Genomic DNA, 17,537 nt, shown 5'->3' with positions numbered 1-17,537 from the left:
GCCAACGTCGCCCTGTGGCCGGCGACCTGGGGCGCGTACCTGCGCGGCATGATGCATCCGATCCTGTCCGAGCAGGCGGTCGACCAGACGCGCGAGTTCTTCGTGCGGTACGTGTCGGGGCGCGGCCCGGTCCCGGCGGTCAAGATAGGGCGGCAGCCGTACGGCATCCTGCCCACCACCGCCTTCTCCAAGATGACCTTCCCGGAAGGCGCGACGCACCGCCGCGGGCTGTACAAGCTCCTCAGCGTGGCGGCGGGGGACTGGCAGAAGGCCCTCGCGAAGGTCAGCTACCTGGGCAAGGGCGGGGACCCGCACCAGCTGCTGCTGGACATCCTGGCGCTGCATCCGACGTCGGCGGAGTTCTACCAGCGGTACGCGCAGAGCGTCGAGGACATCTTCAACCGGGAGAACCTCAACAGCGGCGGCCCGCGCGTCATCCCCGCGCTGGACCAGCTCAACATGCCGCAGCCGATCCGTGCCCTGCTCAACCGCCTCGGCTACGCCATCCCGCCCGGAGCCGACCCGGAGGTGATCCGGCGGCTGTTCGTGGGCGACCAGTATCCACTGCTCGGACCGCTGGTCGACGACCGGCCGCTGTCGGAGACCGACCACATCCGCGCGTACCTTCCCGACGGCGGCAACTACCTGCACTGGCTCGCCCAGCACGCCGAGCAGGACCTGGAGACCGTCCGGCTCGAACTGGGCTTCAACGGCGACAAGCCGCCCGCGGCGCTGCTGTATCTGCTGGCGCGGCACGCGGTCCTGCTCGCCTGGGAGGACGCCGCCCGCCGCCTGGCCGCCGCAGCCGGGAGCACGGTGCCGCCCGCGCGCGATCCGCTGTTCGTCCACGTACGGCCCAACCGGCCCGGCGCACCCCCGGTGGACAGCGAGAGCCGGTTCCGCCAGCTGTACTCGCCGGACCGAGCCATCACCGGCAGCCCGGACCGGCTGGTGGCGAGCTTCATCCCCGAGATCATCAGGCAGAGCCCGGCCACCGTGCAGCTCGCCGAACAGATCGACGCGCTGGAACACCTGGCCGGGCTGCCGACCGCCCGGCTGGAACGGGTGCTGACCGAGCACCTGGACTGCGCGACCTACCGGCTCGACGCTTGGCGCCTGGGGCTGGTCAACGAGCGGCTCGCGGAGCTGCGCTACGGGGCGTCCGGCACGGGACCGGCCCGGCGCGGCATCCACCTCGGTGCGTACGGCTGGCTGGAGGAGGTACGGCCCAAGCCGCGCCCCGGCATGACGCCGGTCGAGCTGACCGGCGACCTCGGGCAGCTGTTCAACCCGCCGGGCACGCAGCCGCTGATGCACGACAAGGCCAACGGCGGTTACATCCACGCTCCCTCGCCCGCGCAGGCCACCACCGCCGCGGTCCTCCGCGCCGGATACATCGCCAACGCCAGTCCCGCCGACCGGCACACGTTCGCCGTCAACCTGAGTTCCGAACGGGTCCGGGTGGCGCTGACCCTGCTGGACGGGCTGCGGCGGGGACAGTCGCTGGGCGCCCTGCTCGGCTACCGGCTCGAACGGGCCCTGCACGACCGGTATCCGGATGCCGAACTGGACTCGTTCATCACCGCGCTACGCGGGGCCTTCCCGCTGCGGGCCGGGCGGATCGAGGAGACCGAGCCGTCCCCCGGCACCGCCGTCGAGCTGGTCGAGGCCCGCAACGTCATCGACGGCCTCGAACTCGTGCGGCGGGTGACCCAGGTGCCCGGCGCGGACGTCTACCCGTTCGGCGCCCAGGGGCTCCCGGACCCCGACGCCGACCAGCGCAGGGCCATCAACGAGGAGGTGCACCGGCTCCTCGACACCCACGACGCGCTGGCGGACCTGGCGGTGGCCGAAAGCACGCACCAGGTGCTCGCGGGCAATCCCGAGCGGGCGACGACGACCCTCGACGCCTACGCGAAGGAAGGCGTCGCGCCCGAACCCGAGGTGGTCCGGACACCGCGCAGCGGCACCACCTTGACCCACCGGATGGCTCTGCAGCTGACGCCGGGCATCCGGCCGGGCCACAGCGCACCGTCCGTGCAGGGCGAAGGCCCGCGCGCCAAGGCCGAGCCCGCCGTGGACGACTGGCTGCCCACGCTGCTGCCCGACCAGCGGGATGTGGCCGCGCTGGTCACCTGGACCGACCCGGTCAACGGGGTGGCCCGCAGCAGCGTGGTCACCCAGCGGGACCTGCGGCTGCGGCCGATCGACCTGCTGTGGGCGGTACGGCCCGCCAGCGAGGCGTCGATGACCGATCTGGACGACCGGATCATCGGCGTGGTCGCCACCCGCGACCAGCCACGTCCGGACGCGCGGCTGGTGATCGAGCACACCCAGCGCATCACCGGCAAGGTGACGTTCTTCGAGCTGTCGCCACTGATCGCGGCTCTGCGGTCGCTGCTGACCACGTCCCGGCCCGTGCGGCCCACCGACCTGATCCCGGCCGCTGGGGACGCCCCGGTCGACCGCTCCGCCGACGCGGCCGTGACGCTGCCCCGCGAACGGCTGGTGGCGGTGCGGGACGCGCTGGTGGCGCTGCGCACGGCCGTCACCGGCTACCTGAACGACCTCGGGCCGCTGTTCCCCGAGCCGCCTGCGCCGGTCCGGCGCAGCGAGTTGATCAGCGGCATCGACGCGTTCCTGCGCCGGTACGGGGATCTGATCGCGACGGCGGGCGGGTTCGGCATGGTGCGCAGCGGCTGGGGCGAGGCCGCCGGGTGGCGGCGGGACCGCTACACCGAGGTGCTCGCGGCCGTCGACGAGGTCGCCGGCCGGATGGCCAAGGCGCTGGCCGACGCCAACGCGCTCATCGCCGCTTACGACGCGCTCCCTGCGGCCACCGTGGCCCCGGAGCGGTTCCGGCTGCTGGAGCGGATCGAGCGGCTGCTGACCACCACGCCGACCGCGCCGCGCCCGAACACGCCTCAGCGGCTGCGCTCGATCATCAACAACCGGCGGCAGGTGTTCCAGAACAAGCTGCGGGATCTGCGCGAGGTCGCCGGCACCGGCCAGAAGACGCTGAGCGGGCTGCTGGCCGAGGTCGCCGCGCTGCTGCCGCTGACCGGCTTGGACCCGGCCGGGCTGACGCTGACCCCCCACCAGGACCTGGTCGTCGCGTACGGGAAGGAACTGCTGGACCGGGCACGGGCGCTGCAAGCCGAAATCGTCGAGCGGCTGGCCGCCACCGACGCGGCGCTGATCGAGCACGATGCGGCGGTGCCCGGGCCCGACCGGGTGGAAGCCGCGCTCGACACCCTCAAGGCGCTGCTCGGCGAGGACGTACTGGCCGTACCGCAGTACACCCCGTCGGCCGCGCTGGCCTCGGACTGGAAGAAGGCCCGCGACGACAGCGGCGACCTGATCGAGCACCTGGAGGACGCGGGGCGCGACTTCCCGGTGGACGACTGGCTGCACGGCATCGCCCGGGTCAGGGAGAAGCCGCGGCTGTGGGAGCAGGTAACGATCCTGAGCGACGCGCTCCGCCGTGACGGGGGACTGCTCGGCCATCTGCCCGGCTTCGAGGAGCCTGAGCTGGTGCCGATCCAGCTGCCGTACCGGACGGACGACCACTGGCTGGCCATGGAGTTCGCGCCGGGCACGACGCTGGATGAGGACCGGCTGCTGTTCACCGCGCACTACGCCGCCAAACCCACACCCCCGACCGTCGACTTCTGCGGTCTGCTGCTGGACGAGTGGACCGAGGTCATCCCGGCGCAGAAGGAGACGACCGGGATCGCGCTGCACTACGACAAGCCCGACTCCGAGCCGCCGCAGGCCATGCTGCTGGTCACCCCGCCCACCCGTACCGGGACGTGGAACGCCGACGACCTGGTGGCGGCGCTGCACGACACGTACGACCTGATGAAGGCCCGCGCCGTCGAGCCCGCGCACCTGGACGAGACCGCCTACGCCCACCTGCTGCCCGCCACGCTGGTGTCGGCCGCCAGCAAGCCGATCACCATCGGCACCGACTTCGCGACCAACAATCTGCGCGGGAAGAACCCATGACAGAGCGCATCGAGAACCTGCCGAAGGCCCTGGCGGAGCGGGAGTACCCGACCGTCGGCCTGTGGAACCGGCTGGAGGGACGTCCCCGCACGGCGGACTTCGAGCGGGCCCTGCGCGTGGAGGTGCGGGACGCGCTGTGGCTGCTCACCCGGCAATGGCAGCTCGGCGAGTTCCGCGGCTCCGACGCCGGGACGCCGGTCACCGCCATGTACTCGGTGGGGATGGCGGTTCCGAGCCGGTTCCAGTCCGCGTTGGGCGGCTCGGCCGAGAATCTGCCCGCCGACCGTCCGTTGGAGGACGTCGCCGAACGCCGGGCGCTGCCGTTCGCCTTCGGGCCGGAGCGGATCTCGTACGATCTGCGCCTTGCCATCGGCCGCCGCTGGCTCAAACTGATGAGCCTTCACCCGCAGATCCACCACCATCGGCAGGACTTCGTCGAGCTGTATCCCATCGCACTACCGTCCCCGGCCAGCGACGCCGACACCCCGCGGGTGGCCCACCCCGAGGTCTGGTCCACGCTGCAGGCCGTCGCCGGCCGCCGGATGGACGGGTACGAGCTGTACCTTCGCATCAAGGCGGGGCATGAGGCCGCCGACGGCATCGACCATGTCGCGCCACCGCACCGCAGCCTGATCAACGAGCTGGGCGTCCGGCTGGTCGGCTGGTTCGACGGCCTGATCGATCAGCCCGCGGGCGACGCCACCTGGGATCCGCGCCGCCTGGAGCATCGGTTCTCGGTCGCCGCGGGGCAGCCGGAGGGCGCGGAGAAGGTGCTGACCGCACAGGAGTATCCGGGCGGCGAGCTCGACTGGCATGCCTTCTCCATCGACCCCGGCACCCGGGTGGGCGGGGCCGCCGCACCGCCCGCCCCGATCAACCGCACGGTCTTCCCGGCCCCGGTGCGCTACTCCGGCATGCCGCTGCCGCGCTGGTGGGCGGTGGAGGACGGCAAGACCAACTTCGCCGCCGTCCGCCCGGACCGCACCGACATGGCCCGCCTGGTCGTCCTGGAGTTCGCCCTCGTCTACAGCAACGACTGGTTCTACCTGCCGTGCGACCTGCCCACCGGAACGCTGGCCTCACTGCGCGGCCTGGCCGTCACCGACGTCTTCGGCCAGCGCCTGTGGATCACGCCCGCCGGTGCGGGGCCCGACGACGACTGGCAGCGCTGGTCCATGTTCACCCTGGACACCATCGGCTCGGACGCCGTCCCCGCCGACACGGGCCTGTTCCTCGCCCCCACCGTCCCCAAGGTCGCCGACGGACCCGTCCTGGAAGAGGTCGACCTCATCCGCGACGAGAACGCCAACATGGTGTGGGGCATCGAGCAGACCGTACGGCTGCCCACCGGCCCGGGCCGCCGCGGCGGCGAGGTCGCCGCCGAGATCCTCGCCCAGCGCCGCCGCCTGTTCCCGCCCACGCCCCCCACCGCCCCGCTGGCCCCCATCGCCTACCTGGCCATGACCTCGGTCCCCGGCCACTGGATTCCGTTCATCCCCGTGCACGTCCCCGGCGACAGCCGCAAGATCCAGCTCCAGCGCGCCGCCATGCCCAGCGAGATCGACGCCAAGCCCGTCCGCCCCCGCACCACGATCCTCCGCGAGGGCCTGGACGCCGCCCCGCAACGCTCGTACTTCCTCAACGAAGAAGAGGTCCCGCAGACCGGCACCAAGGTCACCGTCGCCTACAACCGCACCCGCTGGGGCGACGGCCGCGTCGCCGTCTGGCTCAGCGCCCGCCGCGGCACCGGCCGCGGCGAAGGCTCCAGCGGCCTCACTTTCGACCTCCCCGCCGACACCGAACCCCTCACCTGAAGCCGAACCGTTCCATCACAGATGTTTGGCTAGGGGCACGAGAAAGGGGGCGAAATAGAGCTCAGCCTTCGCGGCCGAAGTGGGCAAGTTGGCGGCCGGCGCCGTCGAGCTTCCGCTGCCGTCGGAAAACCGGGCGAAGCTGCACAAGGTGAATGCCCACCCTTCGGACGATCAGATCGGCTGTTCAAGGGGTTCACAGGCAACAGCCCTCTGGGTGGCGATCAAACGCGGGAAACGATGACGAACTTTCTGGTGATCACAATTCGGGAAATGTGCGGGGAAGAGAGCGGTCGCACCGCGCCCCATAACGACTCGGACAATGGCGTCACGTACGCGGCTGGATCGTCCCGGTTCGAGCAACTGGTCCACCCTGAGGCCTCACGCCAGCCTCCCCGCAGCGCCCCGGGGATACCACACCGTCGCCAGCGGGCGTCTTCCCTGAGTCACCGCCATCTCTTCCAGCACGCCGGCTCATGTTCAGGCGGGAAGGAGCATCGCCCCGATTCGGGGCTCTCAGGCGCGGGGCTCGCACGGAGTGGCCGCAGTCCGATCGGGCGCACCCCGCCGACGTTAACGGTGGGGTACCCGTGGCCGCCGACTACCTCCTCCCCGAAGCGGGCCCGCAGCGATCCTAGCTCCGCTGCCGGCGCCGCACCGGGGGGCATGAGTGACGTTCCGGACGCCACGAGGCTGCTCTCCAGGGGTGCGAAGCCGGCCTGGTCGACGGTGATCAGGTCTGGGCGCGGCGGGGTCTCGATGATGCGGCCGACGGAGTCGCCGCCGTCCTGCGGTAGGGGGCGACCCAGGTCGGCGGCGGCGCGGTAGCGGGTTTCGAATCCGGCGTGAATTGTGGCGGCGCCGAAGGTGGCGAGAGGCTGTGGATTTGCCGGTCCCGGACGGGCCGACTGCGCAGTAGTTCTCGGCGGTGTGTTGATGACCCTGGTCCACCTGCGTAAGGCCCTGTAAAGGCCTCGACAGGCCTGTCCACACTCTGAGACTTCGCGGGGGCGCGTCACGCTGAAAAGGGCTCCGTGTAACCTTGATCAGCATCGCGGTCGGTTCGAGTGTGGAATCTGTCCGTGGCGTGACGTCGTGGTACTCCCGTCGGGGTGTATCTACGCATGCGGCTTGGAACCACTTCTCGCGGTTGCGTTGTGGCCAGGTCAAGACCCGAGGAGGCAAGCCCTGCCGATCCGCGAGTCTGTGCAGGTCACGCCGGGCGAATGATTCACACGTCCACTGTGGTAAGCATTATGTTCCTTGCACTCCTTGATCGACCGAATGACCATGACGTATGCCCAAGATCCAGGTGATTCGGAAGGTGGTCCATGGCCTGCTGCGGCGGATGAAACGAACGTGAGCGCGCACTTGATCGCCGGAACCTGGCAGCTTCCCCCCTTGCCTCTGGCAGGACGACCCGTGAGAGCGGACACCATGACGAATGATGTACTGCCGACGAATCATCTGCTGGCTCTGTCGACGGACGAGTTCATCGCCGGCTTCGACGCGGTCGCATCCAAGTTCGACTCTGCGACCTTCCCGCAGCAGGTCCTGCCGCCCGAAAGCTGGGCGCTTCTCGTGAGGGCCGGGGTTCGGCTTCCGACTCTGCCCAAGCGGTACGGAGGGCGAGACAGCAGCGTCGAGATGTGCCGGATCGTCGAGACGGCTTCCGAATGGAACCTGGCCCTCGGTGTCTACGTGATAGTCAACACGGCACTGGCGCTTCTACCGGTGGTGAAGTGGGCCGGTGAAGAGGTCAAGCAGGAGATGCTGCCGCTGTTCGCCGGCGGCGATCCCGTGATGGCCGGGCTCGCCGCCACCGAACCGGGCGCCGGCTCGGCCCTGTCCTCCATGACGACCACATTCGAGGAGTGCGAGGGAGGCTACCGGATCCGCGGCCGCAAGCACTGGCAGGCTCTCAGCTCTTCAGCAGATTGGTGGCTGGTCCTTGCGAAGAACGCACACCGTCGCGAGTACGGCTACTTCGTCGTCAGGCGGAGCGAGGGGTTCCGCACCGTCGAACTGTACGAGGCGCTCGGCCTGAAGTTGCTGGATTACGGGGTCAACGACATCGATGTGACCGTCCCTCGGCATCGGCGGATCGATGCCGAGGAGACGGGCCTGGACTCGGTGGACGTGTTCCTGGCGTCGCGAGCGCTGCTGGCGGCGGCGGGGGCCGGATTCCTGCGCCGCATCAGCCGGGAGGCGCACGCGTATGCGGATGGCCGCCAGATCGGGCGGAAAACGCAGTCCAGGATCGGGTTCGTGAACTACAGGCTCGCGGCCATCGACACTTCCTCCACCATCTGCGAAGCGCTCAGCCACTACCTGAAGACGATGGTGGACTTCAAGGGCGACCTGACTCCGGTGTTTCCGGCCGTGCAGGCTCTCAAAACCGTCGCGACCGAGCGGATGATCAGTGCGGCCCAGAGTTATCAGCAGCTGACCGGCGCTGAGGGATACCGCTGCGGATCGCCCACCAACATCGCCGGCCAGGCGTTCCTGGACACACGGGTCTTCAGTGTTTTCGACGGCAACAACGACATGCTCAGCCAGCAGCTGACCGCGCACTGCCTGACCCGGCGGTCCGGTCGGCCCCTCAGCGGGTTCTTGGCCGACTGGCCGCTCACAGCGCCTGCCGTCGCGACGCTCCGGGAGGACCTGAGTTTCCTCGACCAGCCCTTGAGCCAGGCGCAGCAGGTCCTTGCCGGCCGCGCGATCGCCTACCTGATCGCGGTGACCCTGGTCCTGGAGTGGGCTGCGGAGACCGCCGCCGATCCGGCACGGGTCCGGCCCGCCATCGAGTTCCTCAGACATGACATCGCCGGTGTCGCCGCGGAATTCCGGTTGCTGGCCACCGGAATACTCGACGCCTACGGGCCGAAGGGTCGGCAACGGGCCTCGTGATCCGGGCTCGCCGACAAACACGGCGGCCGCGATGCGGCCACTGTGGTCCTCCCGGCACCCCTCACCGGCCGGCGCCCTCGTCGGCACAAGAAGGGGTCGCCGGGCGGCCTGAGCCTTGACCGGTCTCATCGCCGAGCAGGTCCGGAGAGCGGCGCCGGGATCGTCCCCGGTCCGTTTCTCCGGACCTCTCACCGGCCCCGCCGGGCCCGGCTAGCCCGACAGGCCCTCGCGGCGGTGTATCAGGTCCACGAGGTCGGCCGCCCTGCGCTTCAGGAGATCCAGTCCGGTCCTGCCCCACGGGCGCGGTTCGCTGTCCACGACGCAGATCGTGCCGAGAACCGTGCCCGTGCGGTCGGTCAGCGGAGCTCCGGCGTAGCTGCGCACCATGAGCTTGTCGACGATCGGATTGCCGGCGAAACGCGGATAGTCAAGGACATCGTCCAGAATCAGGGCCTTGCGCCGGACGACGACATGCGGGCAGTAGCCGGCGTCGAGGGGCACTCTCGCCCCGAGGACACCACCCACGAGTTCGGCGGCGGCCGGTGGCGTGTGGACACCGCAGATGAACTGATCGTCGCCGACGAGGTTCACGAAAGCCACCGGTGTGCCGGGAAGCCCGACAAGCTCCTGCGCTTCCATCGCGACTCTACGGGCGAACTCATCGAATTCGCTCTCCCGCGCCTGCCCCAGGCCGAGCTCCCGCAGGCGCCTCGCGCGCTGGGACGCTTCACGATCGGGCGGCATCAAGGGACGGGCCGAAAATGCCCCTGCCTGGTCATTGGGTGGATACGTCACGGAGGCCTCCAATTATGGCCGAGTGCGAAGATGGGCGCGGTGATGAGCAGAACTCGAATCCCGAGAACGAAGCGGCGGCGCCGGATTGAGCGTTCTCCATGTATTGGAGTTCTGTCAGGCAGGCACTGCAGGGGCGGCTGTAATGAGGTACTGGATCAGAGCCCGCAGCGCGGAAATGGCGGAGGTGTGGTCCCGAGCGTCGCACAGCACGATCGGTACGCGCGGGTCGAGTTTGAGAGCGCCCCGCAGTTCGTCGGATCCGTAGCGGTACGCGTTGTCGAACTCGTTGACCGCGACGAGGAACCGGGTCCCCCGGCTCTCGAAGAAGTCGACCGCCTCGAAGCAGTCCTCCAGGCGGCGGGTGTCGGCGAGCACGATCGCGCCCAACGCTCCGGCGCACAGCTCGTCCCACATGAACCAGAACCGCCGCTGCCCTGGCGTCCCGAACAAGTAGAGGACGATCCCGTGCTGTTCGATCGTGATTCTGCCGAAATCGAGCGCCACGGTGGTGGTGGACTTGTTCTCGACCCCGCCGAGATCGTCGATGCCGACGCTGGCCGAGGTGATGAGTTCCTCGGTGCTCAGCGGCTCGATCTCGCTCACCGCACCGACGAACGTCGTCTTCCCCACACCGAAACCGCCCGCTATGAGGATCTTGACCTGAGTGGGGAGCACCTCAGACTCGTTGTAGGCCATCGAGCAATTTCTCCAAAAGGGCTCGGTCGGTGGGATCGGCCGCGGTTCGCGGCGCGTGCGCGGTCATCGCCCGGCTGTCCACCAGATCGGAGATGAGGACTTTGGTGACCACCACGGGGAGCCGCAGATGCGCCGCGACCTCGGCGACCGGGGTCGGCTTGCGGCACAACTCAAGCGCTTTGGCGTGCTCTGGATCCAGGACCGGAGGGTGCCCGTCGGCCGCCACCACCAAGGACAGCATGTCCAGGTCGACGGTCGGATGGGTGCGGCCGGCCGTGACCGCGTACGGGCGTACCAGCAGCCCTGCGGCTTCGTCGAGCCAGAGCTCATCCTCGCCGGAAGTCAAAACGCGCGGCTTCGGTCGCTCGTCGCGGCCGTCGACCGTGCCGCGGTGTCCAGGAAGGGGCGGACGGCCTTGATCAGCCGGGCCATCTCAAAACCCACGACGGCCGGGTCGGCCTCCGCTCGGGCGAGCACCGCGAGCACGGAATTGTAACCGGCCCAGGAGATGTACAACTGGCTGGACTTCAGTTCCGCGACGACCTGCCGCACCTCGTTGCTGTCGTCGAACTTCGTTCCGGCACTACGCGCTATGGAGAAAAGCCCGGACGCGAGCGCGGCGAGATGTTCCGCGCCGGCGCGGTCAAAGCCGTCGGAGGCCTTCATCATGCCGTCGGACGACAGCAGCACGCTGCCGCGAATGACCGGAACCTGCTCGCCAAGCCCCCGCAACAGCCAAGCAAGATCTCGACCCTGGTTCGGGGAGGCAGCACTCAACGGAAAACTCCTTGTCGTGTGTGATTATCGTCAGTTCGCATTGTCGGGGTCATCGACGAAGTCGGTGTTTTCCTGCGCGCTGTTCAAACCCTTCTTGAATGCGGCCATAAAACCCGGATTGTAGTCGACTTCTTGATCATCTCGCTGGGGAGCGGGCGCACTGAGCAGTTCGGGCGCCAGGTTGGTCTGGGCCTGGCGCTGCGGCAACGGCGGCCGCTCGCCGTCACCGCCCGGAAAGCCCGGCCCTGTTCCCGAGTCGGGCGCGGGCCCGGAGGCCGTCACGGCCGCCGGCGGGCCGGACGCGGGCAAGGGAGAGAGCCGATACCGGGAATCCTCGGCCACCGGGGGCGGCATGGAAGCGCCGAGAACATCACGTTCATCCAGCGGCAGACCCGGCCGGGTCTCAAGGCCCTGCCCGGAGCCGGAGACACGCGACGGCAGTGGGGTCGAGGGGCTCGCGGCGGGTTGTGCCCCGGAGGCCACCGGTTCCGCCGGGGGCCTCGCCTCCGCCTCCTCCGCTTCGCTGCCGTCCAGTTCCTCCGGGACGACGACGATGGCCTGCGTGCCGCCGTAGACATTGCCCTGGAGCTGGACGCGGACCTTGTGGCGGCGAGCGAGCGCGGATACCACCAGCAGTCCGATCCGCCCGTCCTTCAGTAGTTCCTCGGTGTCGGCCCGCTCGGGGTCGGCGAGCAGTTCGTTCAGCCGCCGCTGGTCTTCCCGCGGGATGCCCAGGCCGCGATCCTCGACCTCGATGGCCATGCCCGCGGCAACCCTCTCGAAGCGAATGAGCACCTGCGTCTGCGGCGGCGAGAACTTGGTGGCGTTCTCGATGAGCTCGGCCAGCAGATGGACGACGTCCGCGACCGCGCCACCGTCCAGGCTCCCCTCGACCGGAGGCACCACCTTGACCCGGTTGTAGTGCTCCACCTCGGCGATGGCCGAACGCAGCACCTCGTACACCGTCACCGGCTTGGTCCACCGGCGGCGCGAAGCAGCGCCGCCGATCACTGCGAGGCTCTCGGCCTGGCGACGCATGCGGGTGCTGAGGTGGTCGACTCTGAACAACCCCTTGAGAAGGTCTGGATCCTCGACCTGGTTCTCCAGCTCGTCGAGCCCCTGGATGGCCCGATGCGACAGCGACTGCATCCGCCGGGCCAGGTTGACGAAGACCGCGACCCGGTGACCGCCTCCACCGGCCGCATCGCGGCTTGCGGCGCCGACCACGGCGTTCCAGGCCGCGCTCTGCGCCTTCCGCAGCTCGTGCACGAGCTGCAGGTAGGAGTCGGCGTTGACGGGGGGCGGGAAGTCCTCGCTGATCGGGGCGGCCGTCCCGCCGGCGCGGAGCCCCTCGGCCAGCCGCTGCAGGTCCCGCCGCCCCTCGGCGATCAGGAACCCGAGCTCGCCGAGCCGCCGCTGCATGTTCTCCTGGCCCTGGAGGGCCGACTCGGCGAGCTGCCGCTGTATCCGGCGGGTCGCCGAGTCCGCCGCCACGAAGGCGGCTCCGAGGGTGATCGCGGCCCCCGCGGTCGCCATGATCAGCACCAGCCGCGCACCCTGGCCCACGGCGGCGCCGTCGTACACGACCGTCACGGCGGCGAAGCCGAGAAAGCCCACGACAACCGAGGGGAGCATGAAAATGGACAGGTGAAGCGCGCGCATTTTACTCTGTCGATGCGTACCATGGGCCGCCGATCTGCCGGCTCGCCGGACATTCCGTCGCTCGGCACCGGTAGTGGATTGGAAGAACTCAGGCATCGGCATCCTCGGTGCGTCGACAGCAGTCACCACATTGATTAATGCGGACTCTCGTATGGGCACAACCCGTGACTAGGCTGTCACAACCCCTCAAGGGAAAAGTGCGGATTGCCGAGATTGCCGGGACCAATGCCCATAATTGGGGATATTTGTCCCTGTAAGTCCACTTTTGCGATGGATGTGTGGCGCCGTAGCGACAGCGGCTGGACCGGGCGAGCACCACGGGTCTTCCCAGGAACCGCGCATCCGCTCCAGGGCGCCACTGGCCCGCCTTCAGGTTCCGTGCCTGAGCTGCAGTCCTGTCACGCGAGGGTGGCCTTGAGGTGGCGGCCTTGGGGAGTCGGATCAGTGAGGGTGTCGTTGTCGACGACGATCCGGCCTCCGACCATGACCGTTGTCGGGCGGCCTGTGAGGTGCATGCCCTCGTAGGGGGTGTAGTCGGTGGCCATGTGGAGCGCGCCGGCGGTGCCCTGCCAGCGGGCGGACGGACCCCAGATGGTGACGTCCGCGTCCGCGCCGGGCAGCAGGACGTATCAATTGACGTACTTCACCTGCTGTGGTTCAGTTGAAGTACTTCAGATGCGGAAAAGGGGTGTGGGATGCGTCAGAACCCGGCCCGTCGGGCCGCGCTGCTCGACGGCGCCATCGAGGTTCTCGCCCGCGAGGGGGCGCGGGGCCTGACGCAGCGCGCCCTCGACAAGGAGGTGGGGGTGCCCATCGGCACCACGTCCAACTACTTCCGCAACCGCGACGAGCTGCTCGTCCAGGCCGGCGTCCGCGTCTACGAGCGGCTCAGGCCCGCGGAGGGCGCGCTCACCGAGATGTTCGAGCAAGCACGGGACGCCGCGTCATACGGCGCGATGCTGCGGGAGAGTGTCGGCAGGGTCGCCGCCTTCCGATCCGGGCACCTGGCGATGCTGGAGCTTCGGCTGGAGGCCACCAGAAGGCCGGAGCTGCGCGCGCTGCTCACCGAGCGGGTCCGCGCCGACATCGATGAGAACGTCACCCTGCACGAGACCGCGGGCCTGCCCGGCGGCGCAACCGCCGTGCTGCTGATGTACCTGGCAATGAACTGGCTGATCGTTGAACAGCTCACACTTCCGGATGTCTTCACAGATGCCGAGCGCGACGAACTGGTCACTCAGGCCGTAGAGCGCATCGTCACTCCATTCCCCACAGCCACGAAGTGACACCCCGGGCGGGCCCGACCCGACCGACTACCCACCGTCCACGCCGACCGATCAACAAAGGACCGACTTGCGCAAGCTCGTGTACTTCATCGCCTCCACCCTCGACGGTTTCGTCGCCGGCCCCGACGGCTCCGACCCCACCGGCCCCGGCGGCTTCTGGTCCCCGTCCGAGGACTACGTCCAGCACCTCGTCGAGGAGTACCCCGAGACCCTGCCGGGGCCGGCCCGGGCCGCGCTCGGTGTCACTGCCGAAGGCACCCATTTCGACACCGTCGTCGAAGGTCGCAAAAGCTATGAGGTCGGCCTGGCGGCCAACGTGACCAACGCCTACGCCCACCTCAAGCACCTGGTCTTCTCCCGGACACTGACCGAGAGCCCAGACCCAGGCGTCGAACTCGTCGCCGATGACCCGGCGGCGACGGTACGAGAACTGAAGCGCGAGGGCGGCAAAGACATCTGGCTCGTCGGCGGCGGGGAACTGGCCGGCGCACTGTACGGCGAGATCGACCGCGTGATCATCAAACTCAGCCCGCTCACCATCGGCTCCGGCATCCCCTTCTTCGGACGGACCAAGGTCTTCGCGCCCAACGCCTGGGAGCTCATCGACCACACCATCCTCAAGACCGGAGCTGCCTTCCTCACTTACGACCGGGCCTCCGGCACTCCGCAGTCCTCCAGCAGGTAGACGCCGGGCCAGCCACGACAGCCTGCTCCCGATGCCTAGCGACTTTGGCGGCCCCGCCTCGCCGATACCGCTTGTCAGCGCCATCGCGTGAGCAGGCGGCATTCGCGAGCGGAGCCACGCGGTAGCCAGCGCGCTCCTCCAGAGCGCGGGGAGGGCCGACCTGGCGGCTGGGGACAGGTCTGGGGGTGGAGAGCCGTCTTGGCGAGCTCTCGGCGGCCGCGCCCGATACGGGGTGGGCGCGGGCCCAGTTGGTCTGGCACGGGGGCTCCACGAAGTTCGAGGTCGTTGCGGTCGCCGTGCAGGGTGCCGTGAGGCACGGTGACGGCATCCTGCTCGCATTGCTGCGTGCCCGGGTCGCGTCCGTCGCAGTGCTCACGGGCGGGGTGGTCCTGGCAGGGCGACTGAGGTGCGGAGCGCGCTGGTCCCGGGGGCGGACTGCGAAGATCAGCCGAGCGTGAACGTCCTGGTGCGGATACGGCGTCAGCTGGGAGGGTGTGCCTCATGGAGGACTTGCGGGACGCCGAGCGCCGACTTCAGAACGCGCAACTTGCTGGAGACGTCGAGGCGCTGGACCGGCTGCTGGATGATCGGCTGATCTTCACCTTCGGTCCGAACGTTCAGACCAAGGCGGACGACCTGGAGGCGCACCGCACTCGGGCGCTGGTGATGACGAAGGTGGCTGAGGAGGAGTTGACCGTCCTCGCCGATGGGCGCACCGGGGTGACGTGGTTTCTCGGCACCGTCGAAGGGACCGCCTCCGGGGCGCCGTTCGCGGCCAGGATGCGCTACACCCGTACTTGGCTACACGACGAGACGCATGGCTGGCGAATCATCGCCGTGCACGCCAGCACAGCCGATTGACATAGCCGACACGTTGAAGAGCGAACCGCACACCGGTAGACGGCGGTAAAAGCTGTTTTCGAACCCCCTGCGAGGCTGATCAGCCTCGCAGGGGCTGAACATGACTGCCTCTGATGAGCGAGGCGCGGGACGCCAGGCGCCCTCCCGGATGGCTTTTGTCATGCCTCGGCTCTCGCGGCGATGCTGCGCATGCCTGCGGGCGGGATCTTCTCGACCTACACCGTCGCGCGTGGCCTCCTGGAGACTGCGGCCCGTGATGCCGTCAGGAGGTTGTCCTGGCGCCGGGCGCCATTGGAAGGTAAGTCGTCCCAGTGATCCGGGCAGGGGGCCCGACAAGGGAGAGCGGACTCTAGACGGCAGTAAGTTGTCGATCATGAAGAAGACCGGGAACGATCCGACCGTGCTCGGCGTGCAGGGCACCGTCACCTACCGCCTCGCTCGACCCGAGGACGATCAGTTCCTGGCAAAGCTCGATGGGTCGTTCACAACAGACTCGGTGTTCGAAGTGGTCGAAACGGGCGAGGGCTTCGCGCTTCGCCGGACTCCCGTGACCCCTCCCGTCCACAAGGTCTTCCCAGCCGATGAGGACACCAAGGACGACCGCGATCCCGAGCTGAGCCAGACGGTGGTCGCCTGCAACGGCGACGAACTGTGCGGGTTCGTAGAGAGCTCCTTCGAACCGTGGAACAGGCGACTGACCATCTGCGACATCGAGGTCGCGCCAGCGTGGAGGGGGAGGGGCTTGGGACGAACCTTGATGAGCCACGCCTTCGACTTCGCCGAAGAGCGGGGGGCCGGGCATGTATGGCTTGAGGTCAGCAACATCAACGCCCCCGCGATCAGCGCCTACCTGCGGATGGGCTTCGCCTTCTGCGGGCTGGACACCAGGCTCTACGACGGCACCGAGTCGGCCGGCGAGCAAGCGATCTTCATGGCTCGACAGATCCACTGACCCGTGCCGCCCGAGTGCTCACCGGCAACGACTTCGCCACCCCACCGACGAGGACTCCGCGCTCAACACGAGCGCTCCCAGGACGCGGACATGCTGGAGTCCAACCGGTCGATCGCGCAAATCGCCGCCGATCTGGGTACCTACGGCGACGACCCGCCCAACCTGTGCGCCGCACGATCCGCAACGAAAACCGCTAACCCTCATGGGACCAAGCCTCACCCTGCAAGCAGCACCACGCGGCCTGGCGGGCAATCTCCATCTCCTTCGAGAGGGTCGCGCCGACCGGCGAACAAGTGATGCTTGACCGAGCCCGAAAAAATCCAAGGGCGTTAGCCGCCTCGGCGGTCGTGAAGTTCAGAAGGTAGCGCAGCACGACTCGGTCCTGCTTCGCCTGCCAGGAGGCTCGATCGTCGACCAATGGGCGCCATGTTGATCATTGATTCCTGGGCGACGTCCGTGGCGAGCCCGAGATCACTATTCAGGGACGGTGTCGTGGCTGGTTGCGCAGGGCGGCCAGCGCGGCACCGGTCGTTGGAAGGAAGCCCAGCAGCCGCTCGGCTTCCTTGACGCCGTCCGGCCCGGCAGCCACGCAGGCCGGATGCTCGCCCAGCGCCTCGATAGAGAAAATCGAAAGCTTCTGATCTCGGTTTCATGATCACGGAAATCGGGGTGCTGAGCGCCGAACGCGGCCGGCCTCATATCGACGCCCCGGCCCGGTTGCACGGGGGCGCTGAGACGGCGAAGCGCCGCCCCCGCGCACTCGCTGGGCGGGTGCTCCGGCCGCGACTTCGGAGGAAGACATCTGCAGGCCACGTCCGACCGGCGCGTTGCCGAGAGTGCAGACGGCGGACAAGGACGAGCCCTAGGAGGACGCTGCGGCGCAAGAGACAGGCGATCAGAATCTGATCGTGCCGACGCCGGTCGGGCGCCTTCGTTGGCTGCGTGTCAGGCAGGGTTGCCTGATTGGGGCTCAGGGGCCGTGCGGATTTCTTGGTTGCCGCAGGGCGACCGGGCGACGACCGTGGTGCAGGCCGGCCTCCGTCAGCAGTTCGCCACGAGATACGCCGGCATCTTGGCCCAGCGCCTCGCCTCCG

Annotated in this window: 14 protein-coding genes; 8 read left to right on the top strand and 6 right to left on the bottom strand. The window is 68.8% G+C overall.

Translation table 11 applies throughout. The features are described from left to right. Positions 1-48: 48 nt before the first annotated feature. From AB0C69_RS19920 to AB0C69_RS19910, 3 genes are all read left to right on the top strand, one after another. The gene (locus tag AB0C69_RS19920; protein ID WP_360355476.1) at positions 49-4,008 is read left to right on the top strand and encodes a hypothetical protein; all 3,960 of its coding nucleotides are present in this window, start codon (positions 49-51) and stop codon (positions 4,006-4,008) included. Then, a complete protein-coding gene (locus tag AB0C69_RS19915; RefSeq protein ID WP_360355472.1) occupies positions 4,005-5,822 on the top strand; it encodes a hypothetical protein in 1,818 nt (605 codons plus the stop codon). The genes AB0C69_RS19920 and AB0C69_RS19915 overlap by 4 nt, the downstream gene beginning before the upstream one ends. 1,419 nt (positions 5,823-7,241) lie before the next feature. Then, positions 7,242-8,729: an acyl-CoA dehydrogenase family protein gene (locus AB0C69_RS19910; RefSeq protein WP_360355469.1), complete on the top strand. Its 1,488-nt coding sequence runs from the start codon at positions 7,242-7,244 to the stop codon at positions 8,727-8,729. Between the two features lie 210 nt (positions 8,730-8,939). Here the strand turns inward: AB0C69_RS19910 and AB0C69_RS19905 are convergent, their stop codons facing one another. The 6 genes from AB0C69_RS19905 to AB0C69_RS19880 form a co-directional block, all read right to left on the bottom strand. Then, positions 8,940-9,524, bottom strand: a complete 585-nt coding sequence (locus AB0C69_RS19905) for a GAF domain-containing protein (protein ID WP_353831203.1) — start codon at positions 9,522-9,524, stop codon at positions 8,940-8,942. A 114-nt stretch (positions 9,525-9,638) separates the two neighbouring features. Continuing rightward, a complete protein-coding gene (locus tag AB0C69_RS19900; protein WP_353831202.1) occupies positions 9,639-10,220 on the bottom strand; it encodes an ATP/GTP-binding protein in 582 nt (193 codons plus the stop codon). Then, a complete protein-coding gene (locus tag AB0C69_RS19895; protein ID WP_345174012.1) occupies positions 10,201-10,566 on the bottom strand; it encodes a DUF742 domain-containing protein in 366 nt (121 codons plus the stop codon). The genes AB0C69_RS19900 and AB0C69_RS19895 overlap by 20 nt, the downstream gene beginning before the upstream one ends. Continuing rightward, positions 10,563-10,997, bottom strand: a complete 435-nt coding sequence (locus AB0C69_RS19890) for a roadblock/LC7 domain-containing protein (protein WP_345174010.1) — start codon at positions 10,995-10,997, stop codon at positions 10,563-10,565. Before AB0C69_RS19890 ends, AB0C69_RS19895 begins: the two co-directional genes overlap by 4 nt. 30 nt (positions 10,998-11,027) lie before the next feature. Beyond that, a complete protein-coding gene (locus AB0C69_RS19885) occupies positions 11,028-12,755 on the bottom strand; it encodes an ATP-binding protein (protein WP_360355463.1) in 1,728 nt (575 codons plus the stop codon). 302 nt (positions 12,756-13,057) lie between these two features. Further along, positions 13,058-13,204, bottom strand: a complete 147-nt coding sequence (locus AB0C69_RS19880) for a hypothetical protein (RefSeq protein WP_360355460.1) — start codon at positions 13,202-13,204, stop codon at positions 13,058-13,060. Between the two features lie 150 nt (positions 13,205-13,354). On the opposite strand from AB0C69_RS19880, the gene AB0C69_RS19875 reads away from it, so the two are divergent. The 5 genes from AB0C69_RS19875 (at position 13,355) to AB0C69_RS19855 (ending at position 17,098) form a co-directional block, all read left to right on the top strand. Next, positions 13,355-13,945: a TetR family transcriptional regulator gene (locus AB0C69_RS19875; RefSeq protein WP_360355457.1), complete on the top strand. Its 591-nt coding sequence runs from the start codon at positions 13,355-13,357 to the stop codon at positions 13,943-13,945. A gap of 67 nt (positions 13,946-14,012) precedes the next feature. Continuing rightward, the gene (locus AB0C69_RS19870) at positions 14,013-14,630 is read left to right on the top strand and encodes a dihydrofolate reductase family protein (RefSeq protein WP_360355454.1); all 618 of its coding nucleotides are present in this window, start codon (positions 14,013-14,015) and stop codon (positions 14,628-14,630) included. A gap of 501 nt (positions 14,631-15,131) precedes the next feature. Further along, a complete protein-coding gene (locus AB0C69_RS19865) occupies positions 15,132-15,491 on the top strand; it encodes a nuclear transport factor 2 family protein (RefSeq protein ID WP_360355451.1) in 360 nt (119 codons plus the stop codon). 373 nt (positions 15,492-15,864) lie between these two features. Further along, on the top strand, positions 15,865-16,443 hold the full coding sequence (locus AB0C69_RS19860) for a GNAT family N-acetyltransferase (protein ID WP_360355448.1): 579 nt from the start codon (positions 15,865-15,867) through the stop codon (positions 16,441-16,443). Between the two features lie 487 nt (positions 16,444-16,930). After that, complete coding sequence (locus tag AB0C69_RS19855; protein ID WP_360355445.1) at positions 16,931-17,098, top strand: hypothetical protein; 168 nt, start codon at positions 16,931-16,933, stop codon at positions 17,096-17,098. Positions 17,099-17,537 lie beyond the last annotated feature (439 nt).

Source organism: Actinomadura sp. NPDC048032 (assembly GCF_040653175.1).
GTDB lineage: Bacteria > Actinomycetota > Actinomycetes > Streptosporangiales > Streptosporangiaceae > Spirillospora > Spirillospora verrucosospora.
The sequence above is the reverse complement of the archived record's forward strand: the minus strand, read 5'-3'. Positions and strand labels throughout refer to the sequence as shown.

Bases quoted from the DNA above. Each gene is read 5' to 3' on its own strand.
- AB0C69_RS19920 (WP_360355476.1), top strand. From the start codon at position 49: ATGATGCATCCGATCCTGTCCGAGCAGGCGGTCGACCAGACGCGCGAG.
- AB0C69_RS19915 (WP_360355472.1), top strand. From the start codon at position 4,005: ATGACAGAGCGCATCGAGAACCTGCCGAAGGCCCTGGCGGAGCGGGAG.
- AB0C69_RS19865 (WP_360355451.1), top strand. From the start codon at position 15,132: ATGGAGGACTTGCGGGACGCCGAGCGCCGACTTCAGAACGCGCAACTT.
- AB0C69_RS19860 (WP_360355448.1), top strand. From the start codon at position 15,865: ATGAAGAAGACCGGGAACGATCCGACCGTGCTCGGCGTGCAGGGCACC.
- AB0C69_RS19880 (WP_360355460.1), bottom strand. From the start codon at position 13,204: ATGGCCACCGACTACACCCCCTACGAGGGCATGCACCTCACAGGCCGC.
- AB0C69_RS19885 (WP_360355463.1), bottom strand. From the start codon at position 12,755: ATGCCTGAGTTCTTCCAATCCACTACCGGTGCCGAGCGACGGAATGTC.
- AB0C69_RS19875 (WP_360355457.1), top strand. From the start codon at position 13,355: ATGCGTCAGAACCCGGCCCGTCGGGCCGCGCTGCTCGACGGCGCCATC.
- AB0C69_RS19900 (WP_353831202.1), bottom strand. From the start codon at position 10,220: ATGGCCTACAACGAGTCTGAGGTGCTCCCCACTCAGGTCAAGATCCTC.